Raw genomic sequence first — 14268 nt, forward strand, 5'->3', positions numbered from 1 at the left:
GGCGTGCGATGACCCTTCGCAATGTGGCCCGGCTACCCGTCCATACCGGCCCCGCCGGCTGGAATGCGATCCTGCCGCCGGCCCCTGTTCTCCCCTCGCTGGCGGGCGAGGCTGGATGCGATGTGGCCATCGTGGGGGCGGGTTTCGCCGGGCTTTCGGCGGCCCGCCATCTGCTGGCCGAGGCACCGGGGATTTCGGTCGCGGTGATCGAGGCCGGACGGGTGGCCGAAAGCTCGGCCGGGCGCAACTCCGGCTTCATGATCGACCTGCCGCACGAGCTGACCAGCTCCGACTATGCCGGCGCCGGAGAGGCCCACGATCGGGTGCTGACACGGCTTAACCGGCAGGCCATCGACTTTGCGGAGAGCGTGGTGGCCGACTACGGCCTGCCGGCGGGTTTCTTCAAAAGGTCGGGCAAGATCAACGGCGCCGCCTCGACCGTGGGGGAGCAGGCCAACCGCAGCTACGCCGAGCATCTGCGCCAGATGGGCGAACCGCACGAGATGCTCGATGCGCAGGCGATGCGCGAAGTCACGGGCTCGGTCTACTACACCGGCGGCCTCTTTACCCCGGGCACCGCGCTGATCCAGCCCGCGGGTTACATCAGGGGCCTCGCCGGCGGCCTTGCCGCGCGCGGCGTCCGCATCTTCGAGGGCTCCCCGGTCACTGCCTTCGAGAGCGGCGGTGGAGGCTGGACCCTCACCACCCCGGCCGGGCGCATCCGCGCGGCGAGAGTGATCCTCGCCAACAACGGCCATCTTGAAAGCTTCGGCTTCAAGTCGGGCCGGCTGATGCACATCATGCTGAACGCCTGCATGACGGCAGAGCTTCCGCCCGAGGCACTGCGCGCGCTCGGCGGACGGGAAAGCTGGGGCATCACCCCGTCCGACCCGATGGGAAGCACGGTCCGCCGGATCTCCACCGCAGAGGGCGGCAACCGGATCGTCATCCGCCAGGGCGGCTATTACCGCCCCGGCATGCAGACCAGTGCCGCCGATCTGGCGCGCGTCGTGCACGGCATGCGCCGGAAGTTCGACCGGCGCTTCCCGACCCTCAGGGGCATTCCGTTCGAGCACTCCTGGTCCGGCCACCTTTGCCTGTCGAAAAACGCCGTCTCGGTGATGCGCGAGCTCGAGCCGGGGCTCTACTCGGCTTGTGTCCAGAACGGGCTCGGCACCACCCGCGGCACGCTGACCGGGATCGGTGCGGCCGACCTCGCACTCAGGCACAATACGGAGATCACCCGCTTCTTCCTCGCAGAGGTCGAGCCAGCGCTGCTGCCGCCGCATCCGTTCGACACGATCGGCGCAAATGCCTATCTTCGCTGGAAGGAATGGCAGGCCAGGGCGGAATGAGCGCATGAGACCCGTTCGCCGAAGACATCTTCCCTCCCTCGGCGCGCTTGCGACCTTCGAGGTCGCCGCCAAGCACCTCAGCTTCACGCTGGCGGCGAAGGAGCTGAACATCACCCAAGGCGCGGTCAGCCAGCAGATCCGGCTGCTGGAGACGGCGTTCGAGGTGCCGCTGTTTGTCCGCAAGCATAATGCGCTGGAGCTGACCGCGGCGGGGACCGACCTGTTTGAAGCGGTTTCGGCGGGGCTGGACACGATCAGTGGTGGCGTCGCCCTGCTTCGGCCGGACATCCAGCCGCAGGCCGTCACGATCTCGGCCACGGACGGAATGGCGGCCTTTTGGCTGAAGCCGCTGATCGATTCCTTCCGCGCAGAACATCCCTCGATTGGCTTCGTGATCCTCGCCTCCGACGAGGATGGGACGCTGCGCAACTACTCCGGTGTGGACATTGCGCTCCTCTGCGGCAACGAGCGCAGCGAGGTGGGGGAGGAGCTGCATTTCTTGTTTCCCGAGGAGGCCCAGCCTGTCTGCTCGCCTGACTACTTCGCCGCGCATGGCCCCTTCGAGACGCCACAGAGCCTGAATCAGGCCAATCTCCTGCATCTGCACGAACGCCACTGGAGTGCCGACGCGATCGGATGGCAGCCGCTCGGCTGGGAACAATGGTTTCGCGCCCAGAATGCCCGGTGGGAGCGCGGCCCGTCGAGCCTGTCCACGAACAAGGTGGCCCTTCTGATCGAAGCCGCGCTTGCGGGAGAGGGTGTCATTCTGGGTTGGCGTCATATGATCCGACCAATGCTCGAGGACGGACGCCTCGTTGTGGCGCATCCGGCGCCCCTGACGGCAGGGCGGGGGAATTTCCTGCGCTGCCCCTCCATCGCCCTGCAGCGCCCGGCCGTCGCCCGGTTCGTGGACCATCTTCTGGGCTCCCTGGAGCAGTGAAGGAGGGGGGAGCAGGCTGGGCTATCTCGCCAGGCCGAGCGTCGCCACCTTCAGGACTGTCGGCTTCGCCTGTAGAAGCTTGATGCTGCATACGAAGATCGCTCAGAATCTCACAGGAATTTATGGTGGTATGGCGACAGATTGGTCCGCCCAGCTCGACAGGTCGCGGATGCGGACGGGAGGGACCGAGGGCATTCGAGACGAATGGTAGTCCGGCCTGAAGTGGGCTGCGTCGCCGCGGGCGCTGATGCCGGACACAGCGTAGATGTGGCGGCGCAGTCGGTGCAGATCTCTGGCGTGTTTCGGCCGTGCTCTTCGGTTTCGAAATAATGTTGTCGCCGGAACTCCGCTCTGATGCCGTTACAGTCGGTAGAGCAGCCCAACAGTGGCTGATGGACGTAGAAGTGCAATGCGCGCAACTCAGGGAAGGTTTCTGCCATGACCCAGTTCTGCAAGATCCGTGATCGCTTCTTCTCCGAGGATCGTCCCTTGGCGAGCTATAACGGCCAATGTTTTAGAAAGAAACGAAGGGGTTATGTACTCTGAGGGGCAGTAATCACTGAGCCCAGTAGGCCTGAGCCTGACCTGCGCAAGCCCAATTGCTTGATCCACTTGGTTTCGCCAGACTGAGGCTCACGCGGGCGCTTTCGCCGACGCCTTGGAACATCGTCGACGTGGGGGAGGGGAGCCGAATGAGAGTGGTTGTCATGGGCGCGGGCGTCGTCGGTGTCACGACCGCCTGGTATCTCGCTCGCCAAGGCGCCGAGGTTATCGTCCTCGACCGGCAGCAGGGTCCCGGCCTTGAGACCTCTTACGCCAACGCGGGTGAGCTCTCTTACGGGATGACATCGCCATGGGCCGCGCCCGGCATCCCGATGAAGGCGGTGAAGTGGCTCTTCATGAAGCGGCGGCCGCTCTTCATCTGGCCGCTGATCAGCCCGACCATGTGGGTCTGGGGTGCGCGGATGTTGGCAAACTGCAATGCTGAGAGCTACCGGCTGAACAAGTCACGCATGGTGCGCATCTCGAACTATTCGCGCGACGTGCTGCCCGACCTGATTGCCGAAACCGGCATCGACTACGACGGGCGAGAGCGGGGCACGCTGCAACTGTTCCGAACCGAGAAGCAACTGAAAGGCTCGAAGGCAGATCAGGAGGTGCTGGCCGAATTCGATAGCCCGTTCGAACTTCTCGACCGCGACGGCTGCATCGCCGCCGAGCCGGCACTCGCCCGGGTGCGCGACAAGTTCGTCGGAGGCCTGCGCCTGACCGCCGACCGCACTGGGGACTGCCGCAAGTTCACGATGGCACTGGCCGAGAAGGCTGCGGAACTAGGTGTGATCTTCCACTATGGTCAGACGATCCGCGCCATCGCGATCGAGAATGGCCGCGTGGCCGGCATCGACACCGATCCGATCGGGCGCGTCACGGGCGATGCCTATGTTTGTGCGCTCGGCTCATACGGTCCGAGGGTCCTGAACCCGATCGGCATTCGCCTGCCGGTATACCCAGTGAAGGGCTATTCGGTCACCCTGCCCGTGATCGATGACGCTGGCGCCCCGCAATCCACCGTCATGGACGAGACCCACAAGGTTGCGATCACCCGCCTCGGCGATCGTATCCGGGTCGCGGGCCAAGCCGAGATAGCCGGCTATTCCGGCCGTCTTGGCCCACACGCAACGGATACCGTCCGATATGTCGTCAATGATCTCTTCCCCGATGGTGGCGACCTCACCCGCGCGGAGGGCTGGACAGGCCTTCGGCCGATGACGCCGGACGGCACACCAGTTCTCGGTCCAACGGATTATCCCAACCTCTTTTTGAACACTGGACACGGCACACTGGGTTGGACGATGTCAGCCGGATCGGGACGGCTGGTTGCCGATCTTGTTCTCGGCCGCTCGCCGGAAATCCCGATCGATGGGCTGACGGCGGCGCGATACCGCGGAAGAAAGACATGATCTAGGGTCGGAGCGGAGCCTCTTTGATACAGCAGCATGCACTGGTGCTTCGCCTGGACATTCAGGGTAGCTCTGGCGGCAAAGATCCATTCCGACCGTCCTCTGCACTAACTCGCGGTAACGCCGACGCGGACGACGCGAACGTTTGCGACGTTGCCCGCCCAAGACCCCCAGGCGCGAGCCGCCACCGCGACCCTTACGCGAGCCGCGCGACAAGTCTTGCGCCCGTCGGGTTGGGCATCGAGCCGGAGAGGTGGAAAGTTCCGCCGAGGATGCCTACAACGCGGCATGCTCGCTGACGAAGCCCGCCGGATCCGAGAGATCGCTGCGAAGGACACCGCATTCCAGGGGGTCGCCGCGGCTGACCTCGATGCGGCCGAGGCGCGTCTTGCCCAAGCAGCCACAATAGACGGTTTCCGGCTGGAAGCGATGCGAACGCTGGCGCTCGGCCGGAATGGCCACAGCCGCGCCATTGCGAATGGCGCTGTCCGAGTGGCGCCTATACGCCTGGTGTGGCTGGCAGACGGGCCCTGCCTCGTCGAGGGACCTCAAGCGGGCGCGCGGCTTCTTGCGGTGAACGGCATATCGGTCGCGGATATCTTCGCCAGGCTGCGCCCCTACCTTGCCGGCACGGATCAGAGGGCGCGGGCGCTGGCCGGGTTCATGTTGGCCTGGACGCCGGCTGTCGCGCTGGCAACAGGCGTGCCGACTGCCCCGGTCTACCGCTTTGCGACCGTCGGCGGGGACCGGGTTGAGCTCGCCGCTGCCGATACGGTCCCGGCGGAGTCGCTCTATCCCGTGTGGGAGCGCGGAGTGGCAGACTGCCTGATCGCCCGCCAAGGGATCACCGATGGCGGCGAGGCAAGGCGCGGGACCTTCCTCCGTCAGCTTGCAGGGCAAGTCCCCTATGTCCGGATCGGCGATCTCAGCGCCGCTCCGCCCCCGGTGACGGCGGCACAACTCGCGGCCATCGCGACGGAGATCCGGGGTGCCCGCCGTCTCGTGGTCGATCTGCGCGGGAATCCGGGCGGCGACTTCTTCGGTGCTGCCGCCTTCGCGCGCAACCTGCCGGAGGTCGCTCCCGGGGCGGCACTCGCGGTGTTGGTCGACAAGTTCACCTTCTCTGCGGCGCTCGTCGCCGCGGCGCTGCTGAAGTTCCACGCGGGCGGTAGTCTCGTCGGCGAAGAGATGGGAGACGCGGCCGCCTTTCACGCCGAGGGCGGCACCGAGGTATTGCCCCAGTCCGGCCTCTCGATCCGCTATTCGGACGGCTGGCACGATTGGGCCGAAGGCAAGGCCGACGCCGTTTTGACGCCGCCGGAGATTGCGCGCGAGATGGTACCGGCCGGGTCGCTTGCGCCCGACCTGGTCGCTTCACCGACCGGCGCCGATCTCGCCGCTGGCCGCGACACGACGCTTGCTGCGGCGCTCGCGATGGTCCGAGGTTAGCGCTGGAGGGCACCTCCCTGTCCGGCCGTCGCGGCCGCAAACCGGCTGTTCATCCGGACCACAGCGAAATCTTCCTTCCCGCCCCGTTGTGACTGGGTCAACGGTATGGGGGAACGGCCGCGGTGCACCCCGATCCCTGCCGTTCAAGGCCGCGGGTTCCATGCCTCGAAACCTGTGATTGCCAGGATCATCCGTCACTGTTCACGGTGCGGACAAAGCCGGCCCCGGATGCTATGAGGCTTTTTCAGGGGACTCGATGAAGCCGATGCAGAAATCTGTATTCCTGTTCGATGGCGCAATCGGCGTCGGCAAGTCCACTCTGGGACGGTCTGTAGCAGCGAAACTGGGTTTCGGCTTCATTGACGGGGACGATCTTTCCGGCCCTGGGCATTGGTTTTGTTCGAGTCTGGCAACTAGTCGAAAAATCGTCGGAGCGAGTGTGAAGGCCTTGAGTGGGCGTGCGGGGGTGATCGTCGCCTATCCGGTGCGCTGCACGAATTGGCTGTTCTTCCTTCGAACCTTCGAGCGAATGGGTATCTCATGCCATTGCATCGGCCTGGTTGCCGACAGCGGCGCGATCGAGAGCCGAGATCGGAGGCTGAGCACCGGCGAGTGTGCCCGAAGCCGGGAAATGATCAGCCAAGGATACGGTCGAAGACGCTTTAGCGACCTCATCCTCCGCACCGATGATGCGGATTTCGAGGCGACCTGCGAGCACCTGGCTGAAATTGTTCGTCAGTTATCTGTTGGCCTCTATGGGCCTCGTCGCTGCCGTTCGTAATACCATCCCTGACGGCCGCAAAGCGCCCTCATTCGGCTGTTCCCGGTTTCGCACGAGTTACCTGGAACTTGCTGTTAGCCCTGACCGCGGCATGACAAGCAAACTTGACAAAGGCGCCTGTCTCTGACAAGTATACTTGTCATTCGGACGGGATAGTCGATCATGCTCAGCGGCCGCCAAGTTGCGTTCCTGAAAGCTCTGGCGATCGCCATCGTCGGTACTGTCGTCATCTGGTTCGGCGCAGCGGCCATCATATTGGGAGTCTTCGCCCACGACATGCAGGCTGCGGCGCCCTGGCTGGCTTTGGCCAAGGTCGCGAGCCTTGCGTGGGCGGCAGCGGTCGGATGGATGATCATCTGGCCCCGGCTCGATGAGCGGGAGAAAGAAGCGCGCAAGTTCTCCTGGTTGATAGGCTCCACCACGGCCATCCTGCTGACCGCGCCGATCATGCTGCTGTGGCTCGAAAACGGCGGTGCCTTCCTCACCCAACTTGTTCACCGCCACACGCCAGGCATCTACTTTGCGCTGGGATGGGTCGGGCTCGTGTTCGCTCAGTTACTCTCTTCTCTGGTCGCCCGTGCCTGGTGGTGGGCAGCGAAGCGCTAGAGGCGTCGGTCCATGAAGAACCGACTCAAGGAACTGCGCGCCGAATGTGGCTGGAGCCAAGCGGAGTTGGCCGACCGTCTCGACGTCTCGCGCCAGAGCGTCAACGCGATCGAGACCGGCAAGTACGACCCTAGCCTGCCGCTCGCCTTCAAGATTGCACGCCTCTTCGGCCGATCCATCGAAGCGGTCTTTGAGGATCAATGATTTGTCTGATAGAGACCCTCGCCGGCGAAACCATATAGGATCTCAGGCCGGCGGCCGTTTCGTTGAACGGTTCCGCAAGCATGCCTCGGTTGGGGGCGGGGAAGCGCTTCGGTATCGCATATATCTGGAATGGGCCAGTGCGAACGCCAGCGTTCCAGCGAGCTAGCGCATTGTTTGCGTTCCCTCGTCCTACCAACGTGTCTGCAGATCACCGAAAGATCTGATCGAACACCGGCAGGCTGCCGATGCTTGCGCCGGCGATGAGCGCGTAAGACACCCATCTGAAGCTGGTATCTCCGGACAGGCGAAAGAACTTTGCGCCGAGCTGGAGTGCCAGGGCATAGACAGCGCCGACTGGAAGACAAAGCGCGAGGAGACGCCAGGCGAAGAGCCCGCCAAGGCTGTAGCTGGCAATGGCGATGACGGTAGCCACCGCAAAATAGGCGATGATGTTTGCTCGGATGAAGCTGCGCGGTTCGGCGCCTCCGAGCCAATAGGCGATGACGGGCGGCCCCCCGGCACCGGCGGCGCCGGAGAAAAGCCCGGACATGGTTCCGACCAATACCGTTGCGAGTGTGCGCGGCCGTCCATGGTAGCGCCAGCCGGAGATTAGCAGCGCCAAGAGGGCGCAGCTGACGCCCGAGATCAGCCATCGCATGGTGATCCGGTCGAGATAGACCAGCGCGGCCGTGCCAAGTGGAATGCCCAAGACCGCCCCAGCCGCCATGACGAAGACCCGGGTCTTGTCCGCCTTCCCCCAGGCGTCCGGCAGCAGCGACAGCGCTGCAACGGCATCGACGATCAACAACACCGGGGCGGCGACTTGCGGGCCGATCACGGCGCTCGCCAATGGCATGAAGATCAGGGCCGCTCCGAATCCGGAGAAGCCGCGGGAAAGCCCCGCCAAGGCGGCGGCGGCAATAACAAAGGCGAGCTTTGATGACGAAAGGCCACCGGACAGCATCGCGAGCAGAGGCAAATACTGCATGGTATTACTGCGTGACAGCGGGCGGGAAGACCTGGCGCCACGGCCTGATGTCGACCGCTTTCCGCAGGCCAGTCGGCCAGAACGGATCGGCATGCACCAACGCTTTGACCTCCTCAGGCCCCGCGGCCTCGACGATCCATAGTCCGCCCGTAGGCATCTGCCCATCGTCCAGCAGCGGGCCGGCGGCACGGACTTGTGCCGCATGAGCCGCGAGAAACGCGAGATGATCGCCCATGTGGCTTTTGCGGGCGATAGGGCCGCAAGCGGGATCGTCCTCGAACAAGACAGCGAAAAGCATGGTCACTCCCTCGATATTGACTTGCGAAAGCCTAGGCGTGCATGAAGTCTGGGATAAGCAGTATTTTGACCCAGCGGACATGCAGAAATGCACGGGCTAGATTGGAACGACCTTCGGTTCGTCATCGCCGTGGCGCGCGGCGGCTCTCATGCGGCGGCGGCCCGAGAGTTGCGGGTCGACCCGACGACGGTCGGACGAAGGCTGGCCCAGTTGGAGGCGGATCTCGCGTCAATCCTCTTCTCGCGCGACAGCCGGGGAAACCTGGTCCCGACGGAGGCGGGGGCCCTCGTCTGCGCACGCGCCGAAGCGGTCGAGACGACGATCGGCGATCTGAAGGCCCTTCTTGGCGCCACGACCGCGGAAGCAACAGGGACCGTGCGGCTTACGGCTGTTCCCATCCTCGTCAATCACCTTCTCATTCCGGCATCGGCGCCGCTCCTGCGGCGTCATCCCCAGCTTCGCCTCGAGATTATCGCCGACACTCGCGATCTCAATCTCACGCGGCGCGACGCTGACATGGCAATCAGACTCGCCCGACCTGCCGCGGAAACGGGAAACCGTCTTCTTGCCCGGCGCATCGGCACCTTGCGATACGGGGTCTACGCAGCAGCTCGGGCTCCAAACCCAGAACAACTTCCGTGGATCACCTACGAGCCGGAAATGGCTGAACTGCCGCAGGCTGTCTGGCTCAACGGGATCGGGCGCTCGGGCGGAGACCTGGCAAACATCGCGCTTAACGACGCAGATGGTCTGCTGTCGGCTGTCCGGTCCGGCCTCGGGCGCAGTCTGCTTCCCGCTGCGATCGGCGATACGCTTCCCGACCTCAGCCGACTGCCGGACGACCCGGCTTCCCCACCCGAGCGAGAAGTATGGATACTGACGCACCAGGACCTTTCCCACCTCGGCCGGATAAAGGCCGTTGCGTCATGGTGCGAGGGGCTCTTCGGACGGAACTGAAGAACGAGAGAGCAGCGGCAAGGCGCTCCGGCCGCTGCCCTCGACGCCTGCCTTCGCAACAGCTGTAACGCGCCCTAATTCGGCCGTTCGACGGCCGGGCGGTGCTCCCCGCTAGCTGGCATCCGCCGCGATCGGATCCGAGGTCCAGATTGCAGACAACGCTGCCATTGGTTTTTCAGTTCGATCTTCCTTTCTGTCTACCCGAGGCTAACGTCAGACAGAGGCGCGGAAAGGCCCCAATGTGCAAGCGGCCAAATGCGGAATGACTGGAGCAAGCCATGCGCAGCAGCAAAACCATTCATGTCATCTCGGCTCATGCAGAAGGGGAAGTTGGCGATGTGATCGTCGGGGGCGTCGCGCCTCCACCTGGAGAAACGCTCTGGGAACAACGCTGCTGGATCGCGGAAGACCAGACACTGCGGAACTTCGTGTTGAACGAGCCGCGGGGCGGGGTGTTCCGACATGTCAATCTGCTCGTTCCGCCCAAACATCCCGAGGCCGCAGCCGCCTTCATCATCATGGAGCCGGAAGACACGCCCCCTATGTCCGGGTCGAACTCGATCTGCGTCTCGACCGTCCTTCTGGAAAGCGGGATTCTCGAAATGCACGAGCCCGTCACAGAGTTCACGCTTGAAGCCCCTGGCGGGCTTGTGCGGGTGCGGGCAGACTGTCGGGACGGAAAGGCGGAGCGGATTTACGTGCAGAATGTTCCGAGCTTCGTGCAAAGGCTGGATGCAAAGCTCGAAGTCGAAGGGCTCGGAACGTTGATGGTGGACACGGCCTTCGGTGGCGACAGTTTCGTCATCGTCGATGCCCCGGCCATGGGCCTCGGCCTTGTGCCGGACGAGGCCCATGACATTGCCCGACTCGGCGCAAGGATCGCCAGGGCGGCGACGGAGGCGCTCGGCTTCGCGCATCCGACCAACCCGGACTGGCGGCATATTTCCTTCTGCTTGTTCGCGGGCTCCGTGACGCGGGACGCGGCGGGCCTGCATGCGGGATCGGCCGTGGCGATCCAACCAGGAAAGGTGGACCGGTCGCCCACCGGGACAGCCCTTTCTGCCAGGCTGGCCGTGCTGCACGCCAGGAAACAGATCGCTCAGGGCGAACGATTGACGACGGTGTCGCTGATCGGATCGACCTTTTCGGGGCGCATTCTGGGAACGACGAAGGTGGGCGAGGTGTCAGCGGTCCTTCCGGAAATCAGTGGAAGGGGTTGGATTACAGGCACCCATCAACATCAATTGGATCCCTCAGACCCGTGGCCGCAGGGATATCGGCTGAGCGATACCTGGGGAGCCCGATGAGCGGTTCTACTCGCGGCACCGCGACCGCTGGTTGAGCAATAGGATGTCTCAATTGGGCTTGGTGTTGCCCTTCGCAGCGCGCGGCTTGAAGGGCTGCTGAGCGCCCTCAGACATTGAGCCGACCGAGCGGTTATCTTGGAACCGGTCATTCGGGATCACTTAGGCGGGACAATCCTGACGTTCGTCGCTATGTGGGAGAGACCGAACTCCACGAGTAAGAGCATTCGCCATGACGATTACGAAAGATGACGAGCTCGAAGGGATGAAGGCCATCGGCCGGATCGTGGCTAACACGTTGAAGGTGATGTCAAAGGCGTTGGAACCCGGGATGACGACACGCGAACTCGACGAGATCGGGCGCGAGGTTCTGGACTGCGAAGGTGCCCTGTCCGCCCCGCGATCCACCTATGACTTTCCTGGAACGACCTGCATCAGCGTGAACGAAGAGATCGCGCATGGCATCCCAGGTGAGAAGGTCATTGCTCCCGGTGACTTGGTGAACATCGACGTGTCCGCCTCGAAAGCCGGCTTCTTCGCCGATGCGGGAGCGACCGTTCGGGTTCCTCCTGTGCGCGCTTCCCTCGATCGCCTGTGCAAGGACGGTAAACGCGCGATGCAGATCGGGATCGCTCAGGTCGGCCACGACAGGCCGCTGGCTGGCATCGGTCAGGCTATCGGCCAATTCGCCTCCGCGCGCGGTTATACCCTGATCCGCAACCTTGCGAGCCATGGTGTCGGTCGCTCGCTGCATGAGTATCCGGAGGAAATCGCCACCTGGCCAACACGCGGGGACAAGCGCCGGATGCGCAGTGGGATGGTACTGACAGTGGAGCCGTTCTTATCGACGGGCGGCCTCATGGCAACCGAGGGGAACGATGAGTGGACCCTATACAGCCATCCTCGTGCCATGACCGTTCAATACGAACACACTGTCGTCGCAACACATCGCGCGCCGATCATTGTTACGCTACCGGGCTGACTGGGTGTCCAAGAGGGTCCGGAGCTGCAATGCGGCTGACGGATCACCAACGGCAACTACGCGCCGCCAATTCGGACCTTCAACGCCGGGGCGAATCTACCCGTGAGCTGCCGCTCGTCACGATCGTATCTGAGATACAGAAAGTGAAGCTTGCTGCCTCAGCCAAAGCCGGCAGCCAGCCCGAAGCGGCCGAAAAGACCTGGTCATGGTCGATGGATCGGTATCCCTTAGCATACCTCCGCCACCTGAATCGATGATCCTCAACCAAGCTCCATAGTCCCGATTGCCTGCAGAAGACCGCCCGATTGCGGTGCCGGCCCGCGATACATGCGGGCGGTGGCGAAGGTTTTGCTGAAGCCGATTGCATGCAACTGGGCCAGAAGGGCTGCGTTTTGCGCTGGCACGTCAATGATCGCGCGCTCAGACGGAACGAGGGCCGCCGCCGCCCGCGCCAATACGAGCGCCCGGCCAGCGTCAGCCGCGACGATTGGGCCGATCTTGGCGCCCGACTGGCAAAGTCGGATCACGGCAAAGCCCTCCGGTCCCTTCGCCTCGTCCAGAACAACGCAGCGGCGTGTCGCCGCGGGTGTAATCCAAGCTTCGAGAAAGGCGGCGCGCGTATAGCCGTTGGCGACAGCGTCGAGCGCAGCGATAGCCGCACCATCTGCGGTGCTGGAGGGCCGGACCCTGGAATCGGGTCGCGGCGCAAGCGGCGCCTCAAGGCGCAGGGTCGAGCCATCGCGGACAAAGCCCGACTTCTCATAATTCGGTTCCTGCGCGGCAACCCCGTCCAGCCCAACAGTGCGCCCGCCCGCATGGGTCAATGCGTAGCGCCAGAGCCCGTAGCCGATGCCCTGATGCCGAAACTCCGGCAGGCAAAGATAGAGCCCGAGAAACGCCATGCTGGGGCTATGGTTGACGACCGAGATCGCAGCCACCGGCACACTCTCAAGATCGGCGACGAAGAACCCCTCAGGATCGGCGGCAAGGAAGGCCTCGGTATCGTCCAGGCCGGGGTTCCAGCCCTCGGCGGCGGCCCAGTCGAGCATCAGCGAGATCTCGTCGCCCCGGGCGCGCCTGAACTCTGCCGTGCTCATTGCCTCAACGACCCACGCATGGTCTGCTTGGCCGGGGTCCGCTCCATTGACCACTCCCTCAATCGTCCAGCTCGGTCCTACTGCCTCGCAAAATACACCGCGCTTGAAGGAATTGCACTGAGGGGCAGATCTCCCCGTAGCCTGGGATTATGTTGCCCCGAGGCATCGCGGCTGAGCGTTAAGGACAGAGACGCGCCCCATCCCGCCCGTTCAACGGTGGGCAGGTGTTCCCTGTTAACTGCCCTTCGCTGCGGTCGGTTCGGAGGGCCAGGAAGCGGGCGAGGCGGACGTCGCTCCCTGAGCGCAAGAGGCTTGATTGGCAACCAACATCAGGCGACCATCCGTTCGACCTGCAGGCCACTTAGGGAACGTCGGCCATCAACTCCACAGGAGGCGCGGGATGATCATCCGCGACGGAACCGTGAAGACGGTCAAGGCCCCGGCCGAGAACCGCCCCGAATATGGCCTGATAGGGATCGAATACCTTTCCGACGCTGGTGGCCTTAGGCAGTTTGGATTGTACCGCCAGGTGCTGGAGCCCGGCGCCCGCACCTCGACCCGCCACTGGCACGAGGTCGAGGACGAATTCCTCTACGTCCTCTCTGGCACCCCCACGGTGATCGAGAACGATGGCCCGCACGAACTCTCCCCCGGCGATATCTGCTGCTGGCCCGGTGGAGTGCCAAATGCCCACACAGTTGAGAACCGCTCGGATAGGCCCGCGACCATCCTGATCCTCGGCAGCCGGCCGGGCGACGACCGCTGCCACTATCCCGATATCGGCCGCACCCAGATCGATGAGGGAGCATGCTGGCGCATCGTCGATGACGCCACTGGCGTGACCATCAAGGAAGGGCGCCGCGAATAATCCTTTGCAAAGGTCCATCCCGTTCCTTGAGCCCATCTCGGGGATCATAGCCTCCGTCGGGGCGACATCCGCTGACTGATAGTGCCTCGACGGACACTCTTGTCACGGCCCTAAGGGGTCGACGAAGACGGGCTTGGGCCGGGCTTTCGCCCCGCGGCGCATGAGCGGCAGCAACGCGCGCCCATTTTTGGGACGTTCAGGTGGTTTTGCGAAACGCCCGGAAGCTGCCATACGACACGGCTGCCAGCATGGCTTACAAGTGCTGTCAGCGTCGTCGTCTGGCCTCTGCGTGCGAGGGGCGCGCCGATAGCGCAGCCGTTCGCGCAGCTTGAGGCCACGACCGTCCGGTTCCGCCTGCATCCCCAGTGCAAGGCTCACGACGGTCGGTGTGTGTCCCCCCTTTGGCGGCGGCAGCGGGCAGGCGGAACCCTTGCCCAATCTTGCATGAATTCGTCGTCACATTGCCACAATGAATGGG

The 14268-nt window shown here is 64.0% G+C and carries 14 protein-coding genes; 11 read left to right on the forward strand and 3 right to left on the reverse strand.

The window, feature by feature from the left end; translation table 11 throughout:
* Positions 1 to 8 precede the first annotated feature (8 nt).
* The 7 genes from EIP85_RS14865 to EIP85_RS14895 all read left to right on the forward strand — a co-directional run bounded on the left by EIP85_RS14865 (position 9) and on the right by EIP85_RS14895 (position 7296).
* Positions 9 to 1355, forward strand: coding sequence for an NAD(P)/FAD-dependent oxidoreductase (locus EIP85_RS14865; protein ID WP_127902997.1), 1347 nt, complete (start codon positions 9 to 11; stop codon positions 1353 to 1355).
* A 4-nt stretch (positions 1356 to 1359) separates the two neighbouring features.
* The gene (locus EIP85_RS14870) at positions 1360 to 2295 is read left to right on the forward strand and encodes a LysR substrate-binding domain-containing protein (protein ID WP_127902998.1); all 936 of its coding nucleotides are present in this window, start codon (positions 1360 to 1362) and stop codon (positions 2293 to 2295) included.
* A 692-nt stretch (positions 2296 to 2987) separates the two neighbouring features.
* Complete coding sequence (locus tag EIP85_RS14875; RefSeq protein WP_127902999.1) at positions 2988 to 4256, forward strand: D-amino acid dehydrogenase; 1269 nt, start codon at positions 2988 to 2990, stop codon at positions 4254 to 4256.
* A 288-nt stretch (positions 4257 to 4544) separates the two neighbouring features.
* Entirely contained in the window at positions 4545 to 5705 is a 1161-nt protein-coding gene (locus tag EIP85_RS14880; protein ID WP_127903000.1) for a S41 family peptidase, read from the forward strand.
* A 256-nt stretch (positions 5706 to 5961) separates the two neighbouring features.
* Positions 5962 to 6486: a nucleoside/nucleotide kinase family protein gene (locus EIP85_RS14885; RefSeq protein WP_127903001.1), complete on the forward strand. Its 525-nt coding sequence runs from the start codon at positions 5962 to 5964 to the stop codon at positions 6484 to 6486.
* A gap of 162 nt (positions 6487 to 6648) precedes the next feature.
* Positions 6649 to 7092 (forward strand): hypothetical protein, encoded by a 444-nt coding sequence (locus tag EIP85_RS14890; protein ID WP_127903002.1) that lies wholly within the window; start codon positions 6649 to 6651, stop codon positions 7090 to 7092.
* Between the two features lie 12 nt (positions 7093 to 7104).
* Entirely contained in the window at positions 7105 to 7296 is a 192-nt protein-coding gene (locus tag EIP85_RS14895) for a helix-turn-helix transcriptional regulator (RefSeq protein WP_127903003.1), read from the forward strand.
* 208 nt (positions 7297 to 7504) lie between these two features.
* Here EIP85_RS14895 and EIP85_RS14900 read toward each other — a convergent pair whose 3' ends face one another.
* Both EIP85_RS14900 and EIP85_RS14905 read right to left on the reverse strand, forming a co-directional pair.
* On the reverse strand, positions 7505 to 8284 hold the full coding sequence (locus EIP85_RS14900) for a sulfite exporter TauE/SafE family protein (protein ID WP_206615549.1): 780 nt from the start codon (positions 8282 to 8284) through the stop codon (positions 7505 to 7507).
* A gap of 4 nt (positions 8285 to 8288) precedes the next feature.
* On the reverse strand, positions 8289 to 8582 hold the full coding sequence (locus EIP85_RS14905; RefSeq protein ID WP_127903004.1) for a YciI family protein: 294 nt from the start codon (positions 8580 to 8582) through the stop codon (positions 8289 to 8291).
* Between the two features lie 87 nt (positions 8583 to 8669).
* Between EIP85_RS14905 and EIP85_RS14910 the strand changes: the two genes are divergently transcribed.
* From EIP85_RS14910 to map, 3 genes are all read left to right on the forward strand, one after another.
* Positions 8670 to 9539: a LysR family transcriptional regulator gene (locus tag EIP85_RS14910; protein ID WP_127903005.1), complete on the forward strand. Its 870-nt coding sequence runs from the start codon at positions 8670 to 8672 to the stop codon at positions 9537 to 9539.
* Between the two features lie 278 nt (positions 9540 to 9817).
* Positions 9818 to 10846, forward strand: coding sequence for a trans-3-hydroxy-L-proline dehydratase (locus EIP85_RS14915; RefSeq protein WP_127903006.1), 1029 nt, complete (start codon positions 9818 to 9820; stop codon positions 10844 to 10846).
* Between the two features lie 229 nt (positions 10847 to 11075).
* Positions 11076 to 11825: a type I methionyl aminopeptidase gene (gene map, locus EIP85_RS14920; protein WP_127903007.1), complete on the forward strand. Its 750-nt coding sequence runs from the start codon at positions 11076 to 11078 to the stop codon at positions 11823 to 11825.
* A gap of 260 nt (positions 11826 to 12085) precedes the next feature.
* On the opposite strand, the gene EIP85_RS14925 is transcribed toward map, so the two are convergent.
* Entirely contained in the window at positions 12086 to 12874 is a 789-nt protein-coding gene (locus EIP85_RS14925) for a GNAT family N-acetyltransferase (RefSeq protein ID WP_241560055.1), read from the reverse strand.
* A 448-nt stretch (positions 12875 to 13322) separates the two neighbouring features.
* Here EIP85_RS14925 and EIP85_RS14930 point away from each other — a divergent pair, with 448 nt between their 5' ends.
* Entirely contained in the window at positions 13323 to 13790 is a 468-nt protein-coding gene (locus EIP85_RS14930; protein WP_127903009.1) for a cupin domain-containing protein, read from the forward strand.
* The last annotated feature ends 478 nt before the right edge of the window (positions 13791 to 14268 follow it).

It is taken from the genome of Solirhodobacter olei, assembly GCF_004010155.1.
In the GTDB taxonomy this organism is placed as follows: Bacteria; Pseudomonadota; Alphaproteobacteria; order Rhodobacterales; family Rhodobacteraceae; genus Solirhodobacter; species Solirhodobacter olei.

Bases quoted from the DNA above. Each gene is read 5' to 3' on its own strand.
- EIP85_RS14870 (WP_127902998.1), top strand. From the start codon at position 1,360: ATGAGACCCGTTCGCCGAAGACATCTTCCCTCCCTCGGCGCGCTTGCG.
- EIP85_RS14910 (WP_127903005.1), top strand. From the start codon at position 8,670: ATGCACGGGCTAGATTGGAACGACCTTCGGTTCGTCATCGCCGTGGCG.
- EIP85_RS14875 (WP_127902999.1), top strand. From the start codon at position 2,988: ATGAGAGTGGTTGTCATGGGCGCGGGCGTCGTCGGTGTCACGACCGCC.
- EIP85_RS14895 (WP_127903003.1), top strand. From the start codon at position 7,105: ATGAAGAACCGACTCAAGGAACTGCGCGCCGAATGTGGCTGGAGCCAA.
- EIP85_RS14885 (WP_127903001.1), top strand. From the start codon at position 5,962: ATGAAGCCGATGCAGAAATCTGTATTCCTGTTCGATGGCGCAATCGGC.
- EIP85_RS14930 (WP_127903009.1), top strand. From the start codon at position 13,323: ATGATCATCCGCGACGGAACCGTGAAGACGGTCAAGGCCCCGGCCGAG.
- EIP85_RS14890 (WP_127903002.1), top strand. From the start codon at position 6,649: ATGCTCAGCGGCCGCCAAGTTGCGTTCCTGAAAGCTCTGGCGATCGCC.
- EIP85_RS14880 (WP_127903000.1), top strand. From the start codon at position 4,545: ATGCTCGCTGACGAAGCCCGCCGGATCCGAGAGATCGCTGCGAAGGAC.
- EIP85_RS14905 (WP_127903004.1), bottom strand. From the start codon at position 8,582: ATGCTTTTCGCTGTCTTGTTCGAGGACGATCCCGCTTGCGGCCCTATC.
- map (WP_127903007.1), top strand. From the start codon at position 11,076: ATGACGATTACGAAAGATGACGAGCTCGAAGGGATGAAGGCCATCGGC.
- EIP85_RS14900 (WP_206615549.1), bottom strand. From the start codon at position 8,284: ATGCAGTATTTGCCTCTGCTCGCGATGCTGTCCGGTGGCCTTTCGTCA.
- EIP85_RS14925 (WP_241560055.1), bottom strand. From the start codon at position 12,874: ATGCTCGACTGGGCCGCCGCCGAGGGCTGGAACCCCGGCCTGGACGAT.
- EIP85_RS14865 (WP_127902997.1), top strand. From the start codon at position 9: ATGACCCTTCGCAATGTGGCCCGGCTACCCGTCCATACCGGCCCCGCC.
- EIP85_RS14915 (WP_127903006.1), top strand. From the start codon at position 9,818: ATGCGCAGCAGCAAAACCATTCATGTCATCTCGGCTCATGCAGAAGGG.